Origin of the sequence: Sphingomonas citricola, assembly GCF_019429535.1 — a bacterium.
GTDB lineage: Bacteria > Pseudomonadota > Alphaproteobacteria > Sphingomonadales > Sphingomonadaceae > Sphingomonas > Sphingomonas citricola.
The window spans coordinates 62749-82092 of record NZ_JAHXZM010000004.1; the positions used below are offsets into that span (position 1 = coordinate 62749).

The following is a 19344-nucleotide window of genomic DNA, read 5'->3' on the forward strand; positions in this document are numbered from 1 at the left end:
CTACTTGATGCTCGCCGATACCCTGGCGGTCGTCGCCGGTTTCGGCGTCGCCGCCTCGCTTCGCGCCGCGCCGTCGCGTGAACTAGGCTGGCTGATCTTCGTGCTCGTGCTCGTCCCGACGTACGGATTGTTCGCGTCGAACTTCAAGGCGTTCGAGATCGCGACGCTGCAGGACCCTTTTCGCGCCATCAGGCGGAGCCTGCAGGGGTTCGCGCTCGCGATCGGCAGCGTGACGCTGGTGATCTTCTACCTCAAGTCGAGCACCATCTTTCCGCGCCTGACGATCGGCGTCGGCTCCGCGCTGTCGGCCGCGTTCCTCGCCGGCATCCGTTACGCGTTCGTTCGCCATCTCGCCCAGCTGATCGGCGGCAATCCGTTCAGCTCGGTGCTGCTGTACGATCCCGGCGTGGCGATTCCGCGCGGCAGCTACTCGATGGTCATGGCGGCCGAATCGTATTTCGACCCCGAGGAACATGATCCGCACATGTACGACCGGCTGGCGACACTGATCGCGAGCGCCGACCGGGTGGTCGTTGCCTGCACACCGCAGCGCCGCAGCGCCTGGGCGGCCGCCTTGCGCGGCGCGAACGTCCAGGGCGAGATCATCGTACCCGAACTTGCCGTGATGGCGCCGCTCGGTTTCGGGCCCGACCGCTCCACCCCCACGGTGATCGTCGCGACCGGACCGCTCGGCCTAGGCGACCGCCTCGTCAAGCGGTTGTTCGACCTGCTCGTTGCCGGGGTGGCGCTATTGTGCATGCTGCCGCTTCTGGCCATCACGGCGCTGGCGGTTCGGTTGACCAGCGAGGGGCCGATCCTGTTCCGGCAGGTGCGGATCGGTCGCGGCAACCAGATGTTCGAGGTGCTCAAGTTCCGCTCGATGTACGTCCAGCAGCTCGACGGTGCGGGCCATCGCTCCGCCTCGCGCGACGACGATCGCATCACGCCGGTCGGCCGCATGATCCGCCGCACCAGCCTCGACGAACTGCCGCAGCTTATCAACGTCCTGAAAGGCGACATGAGCATCGTCGGCCCGCGCCCGCACGCGCTCGGTTCGCGCGCGGCCGACAAGCTTTTCTGGGAGGTCGACCAGCGTTACTGGGACCGCCACGCCGCGAAGCCGGGGTTGACCGGGCTCGCGCAGGTTCGCGGATTTCGCGGCGCGACGCTGATAGAGGACGATTTGCGCAATCGCCTGCAGGCCGATCTGGAATATCTCGAAAACTGGTCGATCTGGCGCGATCTCAAGATCATCTTTCTCACCGTGCGCGTGATCTTCCATCACAACGCCTTCTAGGCGTGTCGATGGACCGCTGGCACAACGCGGCGCAACAAGCGTCATGAAAGGGAGCTTCCGTGTCGACGCGTGCTGACGCAGGTCTTAGCCGGACGCGGTGGTCCGACCGGATCGGCTGGGTCATCAACCTGATCTGCCTCGTGGCGCTCGTCGCGGTGATCGCGACCGTCATCTACGGCTTCTGGCTGCGCGCGATCTGGGCGAAGGGCTATTTTCTCGCGGTCGGGGTCGCGGTGATCGGCGCGATTGTGATCCTGATCGGGCTCGCGCAGCAGGCGATCGCCGCGCGCGACGTCGCGACCTGGCGGGCCATGGCGGAGTGGCAGATCCAGGCAGCGCGCGCGCGCGTCTCGCGGGCGCAACCTGGCGAGGATCAGGCCGCCGATATCGAGCCCGAGTCGGCTGCTTATTACGAGATGCTCGTCGGTACGCTGGTGCGCTACGCCGAATACGAACAGGAAAGCGTCGTGCGTGAACGGTGACCCGCATCTCGAACTGGGTGAAAGCCTGCCGCGATTCCTTTCGCACTGGCTGGCGGCGTGCTTCGGGCACTTTCTCATGGTGCTGCTGCCGCTCATCACCGATCTGACCGACATGACCAACGCAGCCTGGCCGAAATGGTGGTCGCTGCTGCTGTTCGCCGCCGCGACGTCGCTGATCGCCGCGGTGATCAACGCCAATCTGCCTGTCACCCCGCGCGAGATGATCAAGAGCGTGGCGCTGGGCTTCGCCCTCAACGCCACCATCGTGATGCTGCGGCTGGCGTGACCGCGGCGGCGGCCCGGTCGGACGTGTCGATCGCCGCGCGCCTCCGCGCCCGTCTCGCCCGCCGGAGCGACGACCTCTCGCGCGATCAGATCGTGCCGCTCCAGTTCCTGCGCGGCATCGCCGCGTCAGGCGTGGTCGTCCAGCATCTGCTCGAGCGCTACGCGCGGCGCGGGGCCCTGCCGGGCGCGATACCGGATTTCACCACCCGCTTCGGACAGGTCGGGGTGGCGACATTCTTCGCGATCAGCGGCTTCATCATGGTCTATATCGCACTGCGCGATTCCCAACGCGTGCCGACCGGCCGAGCCTTCCTGCGCCATCGCTTCCTGCGCGTGGCGCCGCTCTATTATCTCACGACGCTGCTGATCATCGCGTTCGGACTGCTCACGCAGCAATTGGCGTCCGCGTCGCGGCGGCAGCCGACCGTCATGGAGGTGATCTATTCGTTCGCCTTCATTCCCCACCGCGGCGCCAACGGGGTGATACAGCCGGTCTACGAACTCGGCTGGACGCTTCACTACGAGATGTTCTTCTACCTGCTCTTCGCGGCGGGGCTGGCATTGTTGCGGCGGCATGGCGCGGCGCTCGTCCTGACCACGCTCGTGCTGCTGATCGTCGCGGGCGTCGGGCGTGACGCGCCACCCGACCGGGCGAGCTTCGCGCTCGCAGCCTACGTCTTCACGCGCCCGATCATGGCCTATTTCGCGATCGGCATTGCCATCGCCTTCCTCCGCCATCGCGTCAGCACGCATTTGCCCGCCGTCCCCGCGTCCCTCATCATCGCGCTCGCGGTCGTCGCGTTCGTCACCGCGACCACAAGTGACCGACGTTTCGTTGCCATGCCCGCGATCGCCATCGCCCTCGCGTGTACGGTGCTGTTGCGCCCACGGCGCGAGGATCATGCCGGGCGATTGAACCGGTTCTCGCGTGCATTCGGCGATGCCTCCTACAGCATCTATCTGACGCACAGTTTCCTGCTGGGGGCATTCGCGTGGACGACCGCCCGGTTCGCCGCGCAGAGCTTCGCGGGACTGGCCTTCCTGGCCGTCATCGCGTGTGAGGGTTGCTTCGTTGCCGGATGGCTGACGTGGCGCTTCGTGGAGCTACCCGTCACGCGCAAACTGCAACGGCGACGTCCAGCGCTCGAGACGGTCGCCCCCTGACCACTTAGCGGTCCGCCCTTTCGTCGGTCGCGGGCCGGGCGAGAATCCGCCGTTCGTCGAGCGTCACGACGGTGGATGTCTCCGCCGCGGACGGCGCCACCCCCGACAGGATCGGACGGTCCTGCGTCGCAACCGCCACGTCGTTCGCCTCCGCGGGGACGGGCGACGGCGCCGCGCCGGGCGCAAGGACCGAGGATACCGCCGGCTCGTGCCCCGAATAGCGTCCCTGAAACGCGGCGGCTGTGCCCGCGAGGCCGTTCCAGCGATAGAAGACGTGCGCACCGATCGATGCAACCTTGATCAGGCTCGCCGCCCAATAGGGGACGACGTAGTTCGCGTGATAGTGCGTCGCCCAGCCGACCGGCTGATACACCCCCCCGCCCAGCGCCGCCGCGGCGATCCTGGTCGCGCGCGCCCACCCCGGCACCGATGGCGCGCGCGCCAGCGACCCGTCGCAGGCGAAAGTGAACTGGCATCCGGTGCGGCGTTGCGCGCCGTCGAGCACGACGCCGCACACCGTCTTGGGATAAGCGGGATGGCGCAACCGGTTGAGCACGACCTGCGCGACCGCGCGCTCGCCGTCGTCGCTCTCGCTCCCCGCCTCGTAATAGACCGCCATCGTCATGCACTGGAGCGAACGGGCATAGTCGTTCGCGTCGCCGCTGCGCAGCAGGAACGCCTCCGCCGACGCGACCGGCCCGCTCGCCGCCCGGCGGGCATTGAACGCGCGCGCCTCATCGGCGCTCAGCGGCCGAAGCGTCGACGGTGCGAACGGGGCCTCGATCCGCGCCTTTCGCGCCGCCGCGATCACCTGCGTGACGGTCGCGCCGCTATCAGGCTCGTCGCCTGCGGGACGTTGCTGCAGGCTATGCACCGCGATCGCCAGCAAGGCGGCGATCAGTCCCAGCGCAATCAAGGCGGGAAGGAAGATCAGCACGCGCGGCCGACGACGCATCGACCGCGGCAACGCTGCGGTCAGTTCGAGCGGATGATCATCGCCGGCATCGGTCGCGACGTATCCATCGGGGCCGCGGGTCGTCATCGTGGGCGCGGTCTAGTGCGTTGCCGCGTCGCGCACCAGCGCGTAACGGGCCGCATGAACTGCCTGCGCCTGCTCATGCTCGCCGCGATCCTCGCCTCCCCCGTCGCCGTCGCGCAGACCCGCCCCGCCGCGGCACCCGCGGGAACGACCGCAGGCGGATTGTTCAGCGCGGGCCAGTTGCGCGATCGCTGCCAGTCGAGCGTTCCCGCCGACGCGTCCTATTGTTTCGCCTATGTCGCGGGCGTCCACGACACCGTGCGCGCCTACGAAGCGTGGCTCAATCTGCGCGAGTTCTGCGCACCGCGTCACGTGCCCCAGGGCGAGCTTCGTCGCGCCTTCATCGATTACGTTGCGGCGCATCCCGATATCGCGAGCGGGGAGGCGGCGTCGGTCGTGGTGGTCGCGCTCAAGGTCCGCTATCCTTGCTCCGCTGCGCCCGCCGCTCACTGACCGCATCGCACGACCCGCCCGAACCGTCGATCACGCTTCCGCGCTACTGTAGTCGTAGCGGTAGTAATTGTACGACTGACCGTACCCGGCTTTCTTCGCATCGTATTTGGTGACGACGCAGCCGATCACGCTCGCATTCGCCCGCCGCAGTCGCGAGACGGCATTGCGTGCCTGCCCGAAATGCGCCCCGGCCGCTTCGGCCACGAACACCGTCGCCTGCGCGGCGGCGGCGAGCTGCGTCGCATCGGCGAGCGCGAGCACCGGCGGGCCGTCGACGATCACCACGTCATAGTCGCCGCGCAGCGTGTCGAGCAGCTCGTGCATCCCGGTCCCCGCGAAAAGCGTCGCCGGATCGGGGGGAAGCCGTCCGCTCGGCAGGAAACGCATCCCGTCGGTATCGGTGTCGAGGATCGTCGCCTGATAATTCGTGACGCGCGCCAGCACCGTCGACAGCCCTTCCTCGGGCAGCGCGAGGTTCAACGCACGGTGAAGCGAGGGGCGCCGCAGATCGGCGTCGATCAGCAGGACACGCCGCCCCAGCGCCGCGAAATCGCGCGCCAGCGCGAACGACGTGGTCGATTTGCCTTCCGATTTTCCACTGCCGGTGACGAGGATCGAGCGCGGTGGCCCCTGATTGGAGGACAGCTCGATCGAGGCGCGGATGGCGTGATACGCTTCCGACAGCTCCGATTTGGGATCCGCCAGTAGCGTGAGCGGCAGCACGCCGTGGCTGTCGGGCACGACGCCGAGCAGCGGAATGTGCAGCTTTTCCTCCACGTCCTGCGGATCGCGGATCGAATCGTCGAGGTAGTCGCGCCCGAACGCGTAGAGCGCGGCGAGACCAATGCCGGCGGCGAGCGCGAGTGCGAGATTGAGCAGCGGCTTGGGCGAGGTCGGCCGCCGCGGTGGTTCCGCGCTGTCGACGTTGGTCACGTTGTTCGACGTGATCCCGGCCTCCGCGCTCACTTCCTTGTACCGCTGCAACAGGCTCTCGTAGAGCTGGCGGTTCGTGTCCACCTCGCGTTGCAGGATGTTGTAGCGCACGCTGCGATCCTGCTCGGCGAGCGTCGCGCCCTTCAATGTCGCGACCTGCTGCGCCAGCGCGTTATGCTGCCGCTCAGCCGCCTGATACTGGTTTCGGATCGACCGGCGAATGCCTTCGGCCAGTTGCTCGATCTGCTGATCGAGCGTCGCGATCTCCGCGGTTGCCTGAATGACGACCGGATGGTCGGGTTTGAGGCGACGACGGATCTCGCTCAGGTTGGCGAGTTCCTCCGCGCGCTTCTGCGACAAACGCTGGATCGTCTCGTTCCCCAATACTTCGGGCAACGACATCAGCGGCGCGCGACGCGCCTGTTCCCACGCCTCGCGCGTGCGCAGGCGCGTCGCCTCCGACGTCGCCGCGTCCGCGTTCAGCTGCACCAGGTTGGCGGTAACGAGCGAGCGCGGGCCGGTGGTGCGCTCGTCGCGGTTCGCGCCCGAACTGGCATCGATCAACTGCGCCGATCGCGCATAGGCGATCAGCGCACGCTCCGACCCCTCCAGCCGCGTCTTGGCCAGACCCAACTGGTTCTGCAGGAACCGTCGCGAATAGGACGAGGTCGAGAACTTCCGCTGGATGTTCGCTTCGATGTAATTGCTGGCGTAACTGTTCGCGATCTCGGCCGCGAGCACGGGATCGCGGCTGACGAAGATGATCCGTACCACGCGCGAGTTGCGGCGAAGGTCGATCGACAGATTGCGCTGCAACACGTCGGCGACCAGATCAGCCAGGCTCTCGCCGCCCGGCTTCAGCTCGATCTGGCTGGCCCCCGTCATGCGCTTCAGGAAGTTGTCGTTGGCAGCGAGACCGAGGCTGTCGGACACGCGCTTCGCCATCGCGCGGCTGTTGAGCACGTCGACCTGCGTCTGCAGGAAACGATCCGCGTCGCTTCCGACGACCTGCGGTTCGGTGTCCTCGGTGCCGAGCACCTTGGCGACCTGCTGGTCGATCTGGATGCTCGCGTCCGCCGTATATTTGCGCGGCATCAGCAGAATGGATGCGATGCCGATCAGCAGCATCACCCCAATGATGGCGGCGACGACGAAGCGATGGCGGTAGATGGTCGTCCACGCAGCGCGCAGGTCTACCGCGGGCTCGTCATCCTCCTCGATTTCATACCCGCCGAACGACGGCTCGGCCCGCGCGAAGCCCGCGCCGGGTGTCGATCGTTCGTCGGGCCAGCGATCGCTCGACGGGATGTCCAGGCTCCCCATGATCGTTCCCGTTCGTCCCTAGAATTGCGCGAACACGCCGAAGCCCGCGAGCAGCGGGGCCGCGCGGAGAATGTCGTGCCATGCCGATTTGCCCGCGGAATGGCCGACGATGATCGTGTCGCGCGGCTGGATCGCGGGATCGGGGTCGTCGCCGCGCCGGATACGCTTCAGATCGAAAACCGCGCCCATCCGCTTGCCCTCGATATAGCGCACCACGATCACCTGATTGAGGGCGGCGTCCTCACTCTCCCCCTTCGCGAGCGCCACGGTGTCGAGTAGCGTCGTCGGCCCCGAAATCGGGTAGATGCCCGGCTCTTTCACGTCGCCCTGAACGGTCACGCGCTGCGCCACCGAACTCGCGACCGTGACCGTGACCTGCGGATTGACGTAGAAGCGCTCCGCAAGGCGTGCCGCCAGCAGGTCGGCCAGTTCGGTCGTGGTCTTGCCCGCCGCCTGAACGCGTCCGATCAGCGGCATCGAGATCACGCCCGCGGCATCGACCACCACGCCGCGGGTGGAGATGTCCGGTTCCTGGAACACCGTGATATCGACGGTGTCGAGCGCGCCGATACGGTAATCCTGTACGCTCGGTTCACCCGCCGGCGCGGGGATCGTCGCATAGGCGCTCTCACCGGTGCGCAGGTTCGGCCCGACATTGTTATCAGCGCACGCGCACAGCGTAGCGCTCAGCGCAATCGCGCCGAGCCAGATCGCTTTCATCCGTCAACCAATCCCTTCCCGCCGGGTCAGCGATCGCACCATCGCCCGGCCCGGGTCAAGGACGTAGATATCTTTGGTAAAATTGCACAGCGTCAATGCGGCCGGGCGGGCAGGACACGCACGTCGTCGATCCAGATCGGGCTCACCTGCGCGTCATGTCCCTCGATCGAGATGCCGAGGATCTGCGCCGGGCAGTCGGTCCCGATCCGCGCTGAACCCGATACGCGTCGCCAGTCCTGCCCCGAACCCGTGAGACGAAGGCTCGCGGCAGCAGTCTGCGCTTTGTTGGCACAGGTCAGCACCAGCGCGGCAGGAACGTCACCGCCCCTCACCTGCGCGCTCAATTCCCAGTTCCCGGGGGGAAGCGCGATCGCCTGTACCAGGGGTATAGCGCTCGTCAGCCCGTCGGTGACGATCTCGACCGCGTGCGCGCTACCGCCCGCGCCGCGATCGGCGAGGATCACTTTGACGCCGTCGGTCGCGATCTGGCTCCACGCATAGGGAAATACGCCCGTCGGCAGCGGCGAGGCGGTTCGCTCGAACCCGCCGTCCGCGATCTCGCCCACACCGCCGCTCGCCAACCAGACCGCACGCGCCTGTTGCACCTGTCCGCGCTCACCCAATCGACCCCGGATCAGAAGCGTTTCGTCGGGGGTCGCCGGAATGCCGCGCGCGCTCAGGCGGTCGAGAAATATTGTCGTTCTGCCAAGGTCGTTCGCTGCATCGCCCGCAACCGCATTGAAGAATCCGCGCCGCCACGACGGTCGATCGCCCAGGCGCGCAACGACCGCGTCGACGCCGCCGGGCGCCGCGTAGACGAGACGCATTTGCTGCATCATCGGTTCGGGCACCTGCGCGCGGCGCAGCAGCGCGTCGATCCGCTCGGCAGCGATGGCACTCGCGCCGGCCTGTCGTGCGCGGTCGATCAGCCACAATTGCAGCAGCGTGTCACGCCACCCGAGCGCCGCCCCGGTTTCGAGCAATGCGGTTCCGCGCGCCGTTTGCCCCAGCAGCAGATCGGCGAAGCCGTGCACGCGAACCGCCTTGGCATCGATCGGAACGATGCCGAGCGCACGCGCCGCCGATTCGCGCGCGGCGACCTGCTGTCCGGCACGTTGCTCGGCCTCGGCGCGCGCCGCCCACGCGTCGGCCGACCAGGGCGCGATCTGGCTCGCAAGTGTCCCCGCGCCATGCAGGACGAGGAAGCGCGCGCTCGCGTCGGCCGTTGCGGTCGCACCGACCGCGATCGCCAGCGCCGTTACTGCCCAGCGTCGACGCTGGTGATCCGTGCCGGGGTTGGGGCGCGCCGGCTCGCGGGACCGGGCAGCCGCCACGATCAGCCCCAGCATCGCACCGAACAGGCCCGCGATCCCCGCCATGCGTAACGGGTAATCCACCAGCGAAAACAACAGCACGATCCCGATCGATACGATGGCGGCGACCACGGTTGATCGCTCCTGCCGCCCACTCGCCCCGCGCCACCCCGCGACGACCGCGCGAACCAGCACTACCCCCGCGACCACCATCAACACCACCGCTGGCAGCCCACCCTCGAGTGCAAGTTCGAGGAAATCATTGTGCACATGATTCACATTGAATGGCGAAACCTGTTCGATGGGCTCCACACTGCGATAAACACGCTCGAAGCTGCCGAAACCGGTTCCGTAAGGAAAGCTATGCCGGAGTGCGTAAAGGGTGTTATCCCAATACTGATATCGCAGTTCTTCCGAGAGGCTGTCGAAGCGCCCGAGTACCCGCCCGACTAGTTCGGTTCGCGTGAGCAACAGCCCTACGATCAGATAAAGCCCGCCCACGATCGATATCGCACGTCCGCTGCGCCTCACTCCCAACGTCAGCGCGGCGACGCAGAGTATTGCCAATGGCAGCAAGACGAGACCCGTGCGCGAACTCGTCGCGAGAATACCCATCGCCAGAAAGGTGTCGATCGCCAGCATGATCACGTGGCGCATCGGTCGCTCACCCGTGACCCCCGGTACGGCAGAAATCACGATGGCAATCAGCAGCAGCGTTGCCTGATGGTTCCGATTGACGAAAAAGCCGACGCCATATCCGCGATGCGCTGTTTCATAGAGGATCGGCGCGGCGGCTCCGCCTGCGGCCACCTGCAGCGCGGCAAAAACCGCGGCAATCACCGCCCCCGCGAGGATCAGTCGGAGCGCAACGATCCGCTTCGGCAGACTGAGACCCGCGATCACCAGCATGGTCGCGAACGGTACCAGGAGCGAGAATAGCATGGACAAGGTACGATCGGGGGTCAGGCTCAGTGCGTGCCAACGCGCGCCGCGGCCCGTCTGTGCGAGGATACGCCCCGCGATCTCGTTTTCAGGCAGAGCCTGCCAGATACCCCCCGGCAAGGGGATCAATTGGAGACCTAGCAAAGCCGCGGCGGCGGCGAACATGACGACGACCGCGGTCTTCAGATGTGGCGGCGAGTTGATCAGCACCGTCGCGATCATGAGGATTGCGAGCATCTGACATGCCAGCTCGATCAGCGGGTAGCCCAGACCGGCACCACCGCCAAAGAGCAGACAGGCACCGAAGGCCAATGTCGCAAGGCCACGTCTCGTGACCGCGCCATGCCGCTGGGTAGGTGAAGATTTCCGTCTGGGCTGGTGCGGCACTGAAGGCTAATATCCTGACTTCGCAAACTGCTTCACCGTGAGGATCCGGCACGTTTGTCGATTCAAATCAGTGTTTTGCCCAATTGATGGCTGCAATCAACTACGCACTTCAGCGCCGTAACAAGCCAATGCCTTCGCCTGGCAGAGCCGATAAGATTAGCCGGCATGTTTTGGGAACAATTCGTCGCCAATACATAAAGGGGCGGATCGCTGAACGATCCGCCCCTCTGATAAGCTTACGACACCGCGCGATACGCGCGGTCAACTCAGTTCGGACTGGAGTTGTTGTCGCCGCCGCTCGCCACAACCGCCACGACCACTACGACCGCGATGGCGCCCAGAAGCGGCAGCAGGAAAGGAACTCCGACGAGATCGCTTTCGCCCTTGGTTGCAGCAGACGCGCGCACGGGAGTGGAGATTGCCCCAACCGGCTTGGCGCTACCGAAACTCACCGCCTGCGGACGCGCAGGTGCGGCAGCCGCGACGCCGACAAAAGCCTGGCTGGCCAATGCCGCCCCTAGAAATAGCTTGCGAATCATACCTTGCACCCCTGTACGGCGGCGCGTGAACGCCCTCTCTCTTGCTATGCAACGCTCGCCGTCGAAAATCAAGCAAGACCGCCGAGCAGTTCCTTCCAACAGACGCGAAAAAGAGACTTCACTTATGCAGACGCCGTAATGATCTGCTGAACCGACCCTTCGAGGTAAATTGCACTGAGTCGCCCCGATTTGTAGGCCCCCGTGTCAATGCCGATGCGGTTGGCCCGTATCTCGACCTCGTCCGAGATGCTGTGTCCGTGAACAATCACGGCTCCATGATCGCGGCGATCATCCAGAAAGTCCTCGCGTATCCACAGAAGGTCTTCACGCGCCTGACGGTCGAGCGCCACGCCCGGGCGAACGCCCGCGTGAACGAACAGGTAATCACCCGACCGGACACTCAGGGGACATTTGCCAAGCCATGACAACCATGCCGGCGGGATCGCTGCGCGTACGCGCGACAGGTAATCACGCGAATGCTCACCCGATCGGCGAGGCGAAACGCCGAGGCTGCGCAAGGTCTGCGCACCACCGACCGCAACCCATTGGCGCAGCGCATCCACGTCCCCGGTCATCACCTGCAATAGCGCCGCTTCGTGATTCCCGAGGAGCACGACCAAGTTCGGATTTTCCCGGCTCAGATCATATAACAGCCTGAGGACCTCGGCGCTGTGCGGACCGCGATCGATCACATCACCGATGACAATTACGTACAAAGACCGAACGGGCGGCAGCGCGCGCGTGTGACTTCCTATAAGATCGAGCAGTCGGTGCAGCAGGGTCAGGCAGCCATGCACATCGCCGATAGCGTAGATTCGCTCACCCGAGTCGGTACTTGGCAACAAGGCAACTCCGGTCTAGCGTTTTTGAAGGGGCCGAAGGGGGAGGTAGGATGTCCAGCTTGCAGGAAACAGCACGGCCGGACAACGAGGGCGGGATACACAAATCCGACTATCCTAGATAGACGTTGCGAGAGCGTGACCGGACGAGATTGCGGCCGGTGACAGGGAGGCTTGCGCCGCCATTCCCGGCAGCGCTCAACCGGTGGACTGGACAAACTTGGCTGATATCCGATCAGCGGCTGCTCTCGCGCTTCCGGATCGGTTGGACACCGAGCGGGCCAGCCGCGATGGCGACGGGCGCGAATGCGGGCCGCTTGCTCCCCTCCTTCGGAAAGACGGGTCACCAATGCCCCGAGTGCTGCTGGTTGCCTCGGCCGGCGGGCATTGGATCGAGCTTCAACGCTTGTGTGAAGCCTTCACTGGCATGGACTGCCAGTTCGTCAGCACGTCGTCTGGCATGACACCTCCGCTGGGCGCACGCGCCGTACTGGAGATACCCGATACCGCACGGGACTCGCTCGTAGGGGTAGCCCCCACCCTCATACGGCTTGCCCGTATCATACGGTCGTTTGCGCCAGATCTTGTCGTATCGACCGGTGCCGCACCGGGCGCGCTCGCACTGCTGGTCGCAAAGTGGTTTGGCGCGCGCACGATCTGGATCGACAGCATCGCCAATAGCGAGCGCATGTCACTGTCGGGTCGCCTGGTACGTCCCGTCGCCGACGTCCGCGTGGTGCAATGGGCGCATCTTGCGCATCGTGATCGATCGCTTCGGTACCTGGGGCAGGTTCTGTGATATTGGTTTCCGTCGGAACCCAGCTGCCGTTTGATCGCCTGATCCGCGCGGTCGATCAATGGTCTGCGACGAATGGGCGAGACGATGTTGTCGCTCAGATCGGCCCGACTGCTTTTCGCCCCACCGCGATGAAGAGCTTTGCCCATATTCCGCATGATCAATTTCGCGAATTGCAGCGCGAGTGTGATCTGATGATCTGTCACGCGGGCATGGGGTCGATCATAACCGCGATGGAGTTCGGTAAGCCCATCATCATCATGCCACGCGACCATCGCTTGGGCGAACATCGTAACGGACACCAGTTTGCCACGCTTCGCGCCTTCGGCGATCGCCCTGGCATTTACCCGGCAGAGAACGAGAAACAGTTGACCGCCTTGCTCATGCAGCTAGGCCTACTCACTGCTTCTCCCAGCTTGGCCGCCAGCGCGCCGGCAAGTTTCGTCGACCAGCTTGCGTGCTTGGTTCATGCGTCGGCAAAGCAACCCGCCGGCTTGCGACTGCGCCACAAGCTGTTCACAAGACGACCAAGGCACTTGTAAGGAATTGACGATGCAGCAAATTGCCGGAAAGCGGTTGATGACCTGCAGGGTGCGTGTTAACGATCGATGACTACCAGAAATCGGGGTGTTTACGTGAAACGAAGCGCGGCTTTCGCCATGCTGGCCGCCTTGTCGCTTGCCGCCTGCGGCAAGGGTGGGCCGCCGCCAATCTCCAGTGGCGAACGCTATACCGCGGGTACGACGAGCGAAGACACTTATGCGCTAGGTGCCGGCGACAAGGTTCGCATCATCGTCTACAATGAGCCGCAGCTCAGCGGCGATTTTTCGGTAAGCACTGATGGCGACATCTCGCTGCCGCTGATCGGCAACGTGAAGGTGATCGGCAAGACGGTTGATCGCGCCTCGCGCGACATCCAAATGCGGCTGGCCGACGGCTACCTGCGTGACCCGCGCGTGAGCATGGAGGTCGCGACCTATCGCCCGTTCTTTATCCTGGGTGAAGTTCGCTCACCGGGGCAGTTTCCATACATCAGCGGTCTGACCGTGATGAATGCGATCGCGACGGCGCAGGGCTACACACCGCGCGCGAAGAAGTCGACGGTGTTGATCCGGCGATTCGGCGAGCAATACGAGCAGGAATATGTGCTCACGCCCGACCTTCGCGTCTATCCGGGCGATACGATCCGCCTGACCGAGCGCTTCTTCTGATCGCGGCGGCGCGCCTGACGCTTGCCAGATGATGAACCCGGCCACCTTCCTACCAATAAGCCGGTACACGCTACGTGCCAGGCGTTCCCGGTACATGGCGTGCGTCGCTGCGAGCGGCGGGCTGCTGGTGGGTGCGACGGCGGCATCGGCGCAGACCAGCAGCCTGCTGTTACCGCCCGCCACCAGCAGCAACGACGCCTACGATCGCGGTCACAATGTCAGCGTCGCCGAACGCCCTCATCCCGAATATGACGCGCTGGGTATCCGGCTCGGCAGCTTCATCCTGAACCCACAGCTCGCTACGTCGCTCAGTTACAGCAACAACGTCTTCAATGATAATCGCAACAAGAAGTCGGACGTGTTTGTCGGCTTCGAGCCCTATATCGCGGCTACGTCCGACTGGTCGGTGCATCAGGTTCGGTTGGTTGCCGCCGGCGATCTGCGCCGCTTCGCCAATCAGACACTGCGCAATCAGAATGCGTGGTACGTCCAGCAGAACGGTCGCATCGATGTGTCGAGCAGCCTCACCGCGCGCATCGATACCGGCGTCTCGAAAACGTATGAATCACCTTTCTCCTCGGATGTCGTCGCAAACCTGACCGTCCCGTCGCGTTACCTGAACAACAATGTGAACGGGCAGCTTACCTACGATGGCGGCCAATCGCGCGTCGTCGGGACAATCAGCCGCAATCGCTTTGATTTCAGTGACATTCGTTTCGGCGACGGTTCGCGTCGCAGTCAGCGCTACCGCGATCGCACCGCGCTCGGTGGTACGCTGACGTACGAGTTGGGCTTTACGCCGAGCTTGTCCTTTTATGTGCGCGGTGAGGTCGATCGGAACAACTACGACACCTTGTCATTCGGTCGGCCCAATCGCGATTCGACTGGTTACCGGGGCATCGTCGGATCCAATTTCGATATCGCCGGCGTCGCCCGCGGCACGGTGGGGATCGGGTACAGCTACCGCGATTTCGATGCGCGGGGGACGTACCGCAACACCAAGGGTTTCTCGGTCGAGGCGCGCGGCGACTGGTTCGCGAGCGAGCTGACGACGGTCGGCGTCCTGCTGCAGCGTCGCCTCGTCGACGTCGATCTCGCCAACGTCGGATCCTCGTGGGACAATCGTGTCCGGGTCACGGTCGACCACGAGCTGCTGTACAACATGATCGTCACGATCGGCGGCGAGATCGCGAAGCGCGAGTATCCCGAGCGATCGACATCGACCGACGTCTACCGGATCGAGGCGTCGAGCCGTTACCAGATGACGCGCTGGCTCGGTCTGTCCGCCGATGTCGGCTACGGATCGAACAAGCCGAACGGGACCGGGCTCGGCAACCCGTTCGACGAAGTACGCGGTCGTATCTCGATCCGGATCAGACGATGATACCAATCCTGCCCCTGGCCGGCCGGTCGCGGCCATTCCTCCGATTGTTTAGGAAAACCCTGCCATGAAGGTCGTGAACGCGGCTGAGCCCGAAACCCGCCTGGGCGATCTGATCCGGTCGGTTCGCGACGTGTTGCGCCGGCGCCTGTGGGTACTGCTGGCGATCACGGCCGCGATCACGATCATCGGCGTCGTGCTGACGCTGCGGATCACGCCGACCTATCAGGGCGTGACGCGGCTTCAGATCGACCCGAGCCGCAATCCGCTCGCGCGAAGCGCGGGCGAAGCGCAGGCGCAGCTGGCGAGCGAGGCGCTGGAGACCGAGGTGTCGGTGATCCGCTCGCTCGATCTCGCCCGCGTCGTGGTCAAGCGGCTCAACCTCATCAACGATCCCGAATTCGGCGGCGGGCCGACCCCTGAGGGTCAGCCGGCGCTGTCGCCCGAGGCGAAGCTCGACGTGGTCGCGCGCGGCGTGAACAATCACCTCGACGCGTCGCGCGACAAGCTGACCTACATCATCGTCATCCGCTTCAATTCGCAGTCGGCCACCAAGGCGGCGCGCATCGCCAACACTTTCGCCGCCGCCTATCTCGACACAAAGGTCGGCAACAAGATCGGCACGGCCGAGCGCCAGACGCAGTGGTACCAGCGTCGCCAGAACGAACTCGCCGCGGAAATCCGTGCCGCCGACGAGCGTGTCGCGCAGTTCCAGGCGCAGACCGGCATCGTTCGCGGCACGTCGAACCAGCAGGGCACGATCGTCGACCAGCAGGTCGCGCCGCTGTCGCTCCAGCTCGCGAGCGCCGAGTCCTTCGCCGCCGAGGCCCGCGCCAAGGAGCAGTCGGCACGCCAGCAGGTACGCCGCGGCACGCTCGACACCATCTCCGATGTCCGGCAGTCCGCGACGATCCAGGACCTGCGCCGCCAGCGCGCGACGCTGTCGCAGACGCTGGAAGACGTGCGTGGCCGCTACGGCGAGCGGCACCCCGATTTCATCAAGGTGCGCGATCAGGTGGCGGGGCTCGACGCCGAGTTGAAGAAGGAAATGACGCGGGTCGTCAGTTCGCTCGATGCCGATGCGGGAGCAGCCGAAGCACGCGCCGCCAGCCTGCGCGCCTCGATGAACCAGCTTGAGCAGAAGCAGGGCGCGAACGCGCGTGCCTCGGTGATGGCGGCGAGCCTGCAGCGCGACGCAGACAGCAAGCACGACGCGTACGAGAAGCTCGCCGCGCTGGCACTCGAATCGCGCCAGGCGGCGCAGAACTCGATCGCGCAGGCGCAGATCATCGACAATGCCGAGCCGTCGCAGGCGCCGAGCTGGCCCAATCGTCCGCTGCTGTTCGTCCTGTCGCTGATCGCCGGTCTGGGCGTCGGTGTCGCCGTCATCGTCACGCAGGAGTTGATGATCACGGGCTTGCGCAGCATCGACGAGGTCGAGGCGGAACTGGGCGTGCCGCTCATCGCGGCGATCCCGAGCGTCAAGCAGGAACGCCCCGCCGACATCGTCGTCGACAAGCCGACGTCGCAATATGCCGAAGCGCTGCGCAACGCGCGCGCTTCGCTGCTGGGCGTCCGCGGGCAGGCGCGCCCGAAGGTCATCGCGCTCACCTCCGCGCTGCCGAGCGAGGGCAAGACGACCACCGCGCTCGCGCTCGCGCGGGTGATGGCGATGAACGGCGACCGGACGATCATCGTCGATGCCGACGTTCGCCGCGCGCAGTTGCGGATGATCACGCCCACCGCCCCCGACGGCAAGGGGCTGGTCGAGCTGCTCCACGGGGAGGTCGAGCTCGACACGGTGATCGAGGCGAGCGGTGTCGACAATCTCGACCAGATCGTCATCCACAAGCCGTATTTCTCCTCCGAGAACCTGTTCGGCAACGACCTGATGCCGAAGATACTCGAGGAATTGTCCGAACGCTACGACACGATCATCCTCGATCTGCCGCCGCTCGTCGGGCTCGCCGACGGCCGCTTCCTCGCCGCGCTGGCCGATGCGGTCACGCTGGTCATCAAGTGGAACAAGACGCCCAAGCACGCGGTCGTGTCAGCGGCATCGTGGCTGAAGGGTGACGGCGCCAACCTGGTCGGTTCGATGTACACGATGGTGGACACGAGCTCGCAGAGCGTCGGATCCTATTATTATTATTCGAAGCAATACGCCGATTATTATCAGGAGGCGTGATGCATGCCCCGGCGGCGAGGCGATCCTCGCCGCCGCCTGAGCGCGTCAATCAGGCGTCTGCCGTAGCGCGCGCGAGCGGGCCCCAATGCTGCTCGACCAGATCGCGCGTGGCGCGGATGTGGCGCCCGCTCGACGCGCCGAACACGATGCTCTCCACGTTCGGCTGCGCGCAGACCCAGGCGATCGCCTCGTCCGCGGGCAATGCGCCCGAGGCGAAGACCGACATCGCGATGCAGCGGCAGCGATAGCGACGCAGCGCCGCACCGATCGCGTCGCCACCACCCATCCGGAAACCGCGCGCATTGAGGCTCGTGCAGACGATCGGGTCGGTGATGCCGAGCCGATCGAGCACGGGCAGCAGCCGCGGCAGGTTCATCGTCACATAGCCCGCCTGCGCCCCGTAACGCGCGCGGACGTGGCGGTCGAAGATCGCGAAAGCGTCATGCGCGCCGAGCCCGAGCAGCAGGTCGACCATGTTGTTCTGGAGGAAGACGACCGGGGTCGTGAGGCGATCGAACATCGCCATCTCCGCGTCGACCAGCACGGTTGCGAGATGATCGATGTCGCCGCGCACGAGCGAGAGCCCGCCGCGCATCAGGCGACCGACCCCGCCCTCCCCCGGAACGAACCGCTGGAGCGCGCCGAGCATGCCATCCTCGGTCACCGCATTGGCGTATTTGTGCGCGTAGGGCATCGCGGGATAGAAGACGAAATCGCGATACGCGCCCGGATGCGCACGCACGTGCGCGGCGACGCGCGCGATCCGGTCGTGCGTCGTGCACATGAACCCGGTGATGCCTTCCGCCACCGCGGCGTCGAGCACGTCGATCACCGCGGCGTCGTCCTGGAACTGGATCGCCTGCGCGCGGGCGCGCTCCTCCGACATGTGGTTGATGCCGAAGAATTGATTGTCGCCGAGGATCAGCCTGTTGAGCATCGCGGGGCTCAGCGCGCGAAGAGCGAGCGGCGGCGACGCGCCGGGGCGGCCGGTGCCGCTGCCGCTGCCGCCGGCGCTACCGATCGGCGCGGCGCGGTCGCATTGGCGGTCAGCAGCGCGAGCACGCGGTCGGTCACCGCGGCGGAGGCGAAATCGTTGAGGGCCGGAAGCGTCCGCCCCGCGACGCGCGCGACGAAATGCTCGAATTGCGCGGCATATTCCTCGCCGCGGATGTAGAAGCCGACGGGTTCGGTCAGGTCGGTGATGTAGCGCGTGTTCCAGCCGACGCGGTAGCCATCGGGCAGGTTCGCATTGCGTCGCGCGAACAGCCGCACCTCCTGCCGGTCGGCGTAGAGATGGCCGTGACTGCCCCAGATGTTGACGCGCGTCGACATCTTGCGCTGCGATTCGTCGCTCCAGTCGACGGTCAGCTGCGCCGTCCGCCCGGCATCGAAGAACAAAGTCGCGTGGACCTGATCCTCGGTGTCGCGCGAGAAAACACGCGTCAGCGCGGTGCCGCCGACGCTGCGCGGCTCGCCCAGATACCAGGCGAGCAGGTCGATCGGATGGGTGGCATAGTCGAACAGGCACCCCCCGCCCTGCGCGCGGCGCGTGCGCCACGTCGTGCCGCTGTCGCGCAGCACGACCGGCCCGCGCGCCTCGGCCGAGGCATGGCTGATCGCACCGATCACGCCTGCGTCGAGCAGACGCCTGATCTCACGGAACGTGCCCATAAAGCGGTGATGGTAGCCGACCTGATTGACCAGCCCGCGCGCGGCGGCGAGCGCGACCAGCGCGGCGCTGTCGTCGGGTGACAGCGTCAGCGGCTTCTCGCAGAAGACGTGGATGCCGCGCTCCAGCGCCGCACGCGCCATCGCGACGTGCAGGTGCGAGGGCGTCGCGATCACGACCGCGTCGGGCGCGGCGGTGTCGAGCATCACGCGATAGTCGGAGAAGGTCGGGTGATCGGTCTGGTGGCGCAGCAGCCCGAGCAGATACGTCGCGGGATCGCACACGCCGACGATCTCGACCCCGTCGACCTGCGCGATCTGCGCCAGGTGCGCGATCCCCATCTTCCCCAGTCCGGCGACCGCGATCCGCACCATTGTCCTCGC

18 protein-coding genes are annotated in these 19344 nt (G+C 65.7%); 10 read left to right on the plus strand and 8 right to left on the minus strand.

Annotated elements, in window-relative coordinates:
• Positions 1–7: 7 nt before the first annotated feature.
• Genes KZ810_RS17250 through KZ810_RS10890 form a run of 4 tightly spaced genes read left to right on the plus strand, consistent with a single transcriptional unit; the run spans position 8 to position 3228 of the window.
• Positions 8–1297, plus strand: a complete 1290-nt coding sequence (locus KZ810_RS17250) for a sugar transferase (protein WP_258044784.1) — start codon at positions 8–10, stop codon at positions 1295–1297.
• 59 nt (positions 1298–1356) lie between these two features.
• Entirely contained in the window at positions 1357–1779 is a 423-nt protein-coding gene (locus KZ810_RS10880) for a hypothetical protein (protein ID WP_219769141.1), read from the plus strand.
• Positions 1769–2065, plus strand: a complete 297-nt coding sequence (locus KZ810_RS17370; RefSeq protein ID WP_219769142.1) for a hypothetical protein — start codon at positions 1769–1771, stop codon at positions 2063–2065. The genes KZ810_RS10880 and KZ810_RS17370 overlap by 11 nt, the downstream gene beginning before the upstream one ends.
• The gene (locus tag KZ810_RS10890) at positions 2062–3228 is read left to right on the plus strand and encodes an acyltransferase family protein (protein ID WP_219769143.1); all 1167 of its coding nucleotides are present in this window, start codon (positions 2062–2064) and stop codon (positions 3226–3228) included. Before KZ810_RS17370 ends, KZ810_RS10890 begins: the two co-directional genes overlap by 4 nt.
• A 4-nt stretch (positions 3229–3232) precedes the next feature.
• Here the strand turns inward: KZ810_RS10890 and KZ810_RS17375 are convergent, their stop codons facing one another.
• Complete coding sequence (locus KZ810_RS17375) at positions 3233–4270, minus strand: cell wall hydrolase (RefSeq protein WP_308461538.1); 1038 nt, start codon at positions 4268–4270, stop codon at positions 3233–3235.
• 54 nt (positions 4271–4324) lie between these two features.
• Here KZ810_RS17375 and KZ810_RS10900 point away from each other — a divergent pair, with 54 nt between their 5' ends.
• Complete coding sequence (locus KZ810_RS10900; protein WP_219769144.1) at positions 4325–4720, plus strand: Rap1a/Tai family immunity protein; 396 nt, start codon at positions 4325–4327, stop codon at positions 4718–4720.
• Between the two features lie 30 nt (positions 4721–4750).
• Here KZ810_RS10900 and KZ810_RS10905 read toward each other — a convergent pair whose 3' ends face one another.
• The 5 genes from KZ810_RS10905 to KZ810_RS10925 all read right to left on the minus strand — a co-directional run bounded on the left by KZ810_RS10905 (position 4751) and on the right by KZ810_RS10925 (position 11719).
• Complete coding sequence (locus KZ810_RS10905; RefSeq protein WP_219769145.1) at positions 4751–6976, minus strand: GumC family protein; 2226 nt, start codon at positions 6974–6976, stop codon at positions 4751–4753.
• Between the two features lie 18 nt (positions 6977–6994).
• A complete protein-coding gene (locus KZ810_RS10910) occupies positions 6995–7696 on the minus strand; it encodes a polysaccharide biosynthesis/export family protein (protein ID WP_219769146.1) in 702 nt (233 codons plus the stop codon).
• Between the two features lie 92 nt (positions 7697–7788).
• Positions 7789–10188, minus strand: a complete 2400-nt coding sequence (locus tag KZ810_RS10915) for an O-antigen ligase family protein (protein WP_219769147.1) — start codon at positions 10186–10188, stop codon at positions 7789–7791.
• A 416-nt stretch (positions 10189–10604) separates the two neighbouring features.
• On the minus strand, positions 10605–10877 hold the full coding sequence (locus KZ810_RS10920) for a hypothetical protein (RefSeq protein WP_219769148.1): 273 nt from the start codon (positions 10875–10877) through the stop codon (positions 10605–10607).
• 122 nt (positions 10878–10999) lie between these two features.
• A complete protein-coding gene (locus KZ810_RS10925; RefSeq protein ID WP_219769149.1) occupies positions 11000–11719 on the minus strand; it encodes a metallophosphoesterase family protein in 720 nt (239 codons plus the stop codon).
• Between the two features lie 355 nt (positions 11720–12074).
• On the opposite strand from KZ810_RS10925, the gene KZ810_RS10930 reads away from it, so the two are divergent.
• From KZ810_RS10930 to KZ810_RS10950, 5 genes are all read left to right on the plus strand, one after another.
• Positions 12075–12515 carry a glycosyltransferase family protein gene (locus KZ810_RS10930; protein ID WP_219769150.1) on the plus strand — a complete coding sequence of 147 codons (441 nt, stop codon included), beginning with the start codon at positions 12075–12077 and terminating at the stop codon, positions 12513–12515.
• Positions 12512–13054, plus strand: coding sequence for a glycosyltransferase (locus KZ810_RS10935; RefSeq protein WP_219769151.1), 543 nt, complete (start codon positions 12512–12514; stop codon positions 13052–13054). The genes KZ810_RS10930 and KZ810_RS10935 overlap by 4 nt, the downstream gene beginning before the upstream one ends.
• A gap of 117 nt (positions 13055–13171) precedes the next feature.
• The gene (locus tag KZ810_RS10940) at positions 13172–13723 is read left to right on the plus strand and encodes a polysaccharide biosynthesis/export family protein (protein ID WP_219769152.1); all 552 of its coding nucleotides are present in this window, start codon (positions 13172–13174) and stop codon (positions 13721–13723) included.
• 94 nt (positions 13724–13817) lie between these two features.
• Positions 13818–15107 carry an outer membrane beta-barrel protein gene (locus KZ810_RS10945; protein WP_219769153.1) on the plus strand — a complete coding sequence of 430 codons (1290 nt, stop codon included), beginning with the start codon at positions 13818–13820 and terminating at the stop codon, positions 15105–15107.
• A 64-nt stretch (positions 15108–15171) separates the two neighbouring features.
• Positions 15172–17292, plus strand: coding sequence for a GumC family protein (locus KZ810_RS10950; protein ID WP_219769154.1), 2121 nt, complete (start codon positions 15172–15174; stop codon positions 17290–17292).
• Positions 17293–17341: 49 nt separating this feature from the next.
• Here KZ810_RS10950 and KZ810_RS10955 read toward each other — a convergent pair whose 3' ends face one another.
• Together KZ810_RS10955 and KZ810_RS10960 are read right to left on the minus strand one after the other, a co-directional pair.
• On the minus strand, positions 17342–18229 hold the full coding sequence (locus KZ810_RS10955; RefSeq protein WP_219769155.1) for a hypothetical protein: 888 nt from the start codon (positions 18227–18229) through the stop codon (positions 17342–17344).
• Between the two features lie 8 nt (positions 18230–18237).
• Positions 18238–19335: a Gfo/Idh/MocA family protein gene (locus KZ810_RS10960; RefSeq protein WP_219769156.1), complete on the minus strand. Its 1098-nt coding sequence runs from the start codon at positions 19333–19335 to the stop codon at positions 18238–18240.
• Positions 19336–19344 lie beyond the last annotated feature (9 nt).

Excerpts from the sequence above, each read along its gene's own strand:
- KZ810_RS10915 (WP_219769147.1), bottom strand. The coding sequence starts at position 10,188 with ATGCTCGCAATCCTCATGATCGCGACGGTGCTGATCAACTCGCCGCCA.
- KZ810_RS10945 (WP_219769153.1), top strand. The coding sequence starts at position 13,818 with ATGGCGTGCGTCGCTGCGAGCGGCGGGCTGCTGGTGGGTGCGACGGCG.
- KZ810_RS10940 (WP_219769152.1), top strand. The coding sequence starts at position 13,172 with ATGCTGGCCGCCTTGTCGCTTGCCGCCTGCGGCAAGGGTGGGCCGCCG.
- KZ810_RS10920 (WP_219769148.1), bottom strand. The coding sequence starts at position 10,877 with ATGATTCGCAAGCTATTTCTAGGGGCGGCATTGGCCAGCCAGGCTTTT.
- KZ810_RS10910 (WP_219769146.1), bottom strand. The coding sequence starts at position 7,696 with ATGAAAGCGATCTGGCTCGGCGCGATTGCGCTGAGCGCTACGCTGTGC.
- KZ810_RS17375 (WP_308461538.1), bottom strand. The coding sequence starts at position 4,270 with ATGACGACCCGCGGCCCCGATGGATACGTCGCGACCGATGCCGGCGAT.
- KZ810_RS10955 (WP_219769155.1), bottom strand. The coding sequence starts at position 18,229 with ATGCTCAACAGGCTGATCCTCGGCGACAATCAATTCTTCGGCATCAAC.
- KZ810_RS17250 (WP_258044784.1), top strand. The coding sequence starts at position 8 with ATGCTCGCCGATACCCTGGCGGTCGTCGCCGGTTTCGGCGTCGCCGCC.
- KZ810_RS10900 (WP_219769144.1), top strand. The coding sequence starts at position 4,325 with ATGAACTGCCTGCGCCTGCTCATGCTCGCCGCGATCCTCGCCTCCCCC.
- KZ810_RS10950 (WP_219769154.1), top strand. The coding sequence starts at position 15,172 with ATGAAGGTCGTGAACGCGGCTGAGCCCGAAACCCGCCTGGGCGATCTG.
- KZ810_RS10960 (WP_219769156.1), bottom strand. The coding sequence starts at position 19,335 with ATGGTGCGGATCGCGGTCGCCGGACTGGGGAAGATGGGGATCGCGCAC.
- KZ810_RS10905 (WP_219769145.1), bottom strand. The coding sequence starts at position 6,976 with ATGGGGAGCCTGGACATCCCGTCGAGCGATCGCTGGCCCGACGAACGA.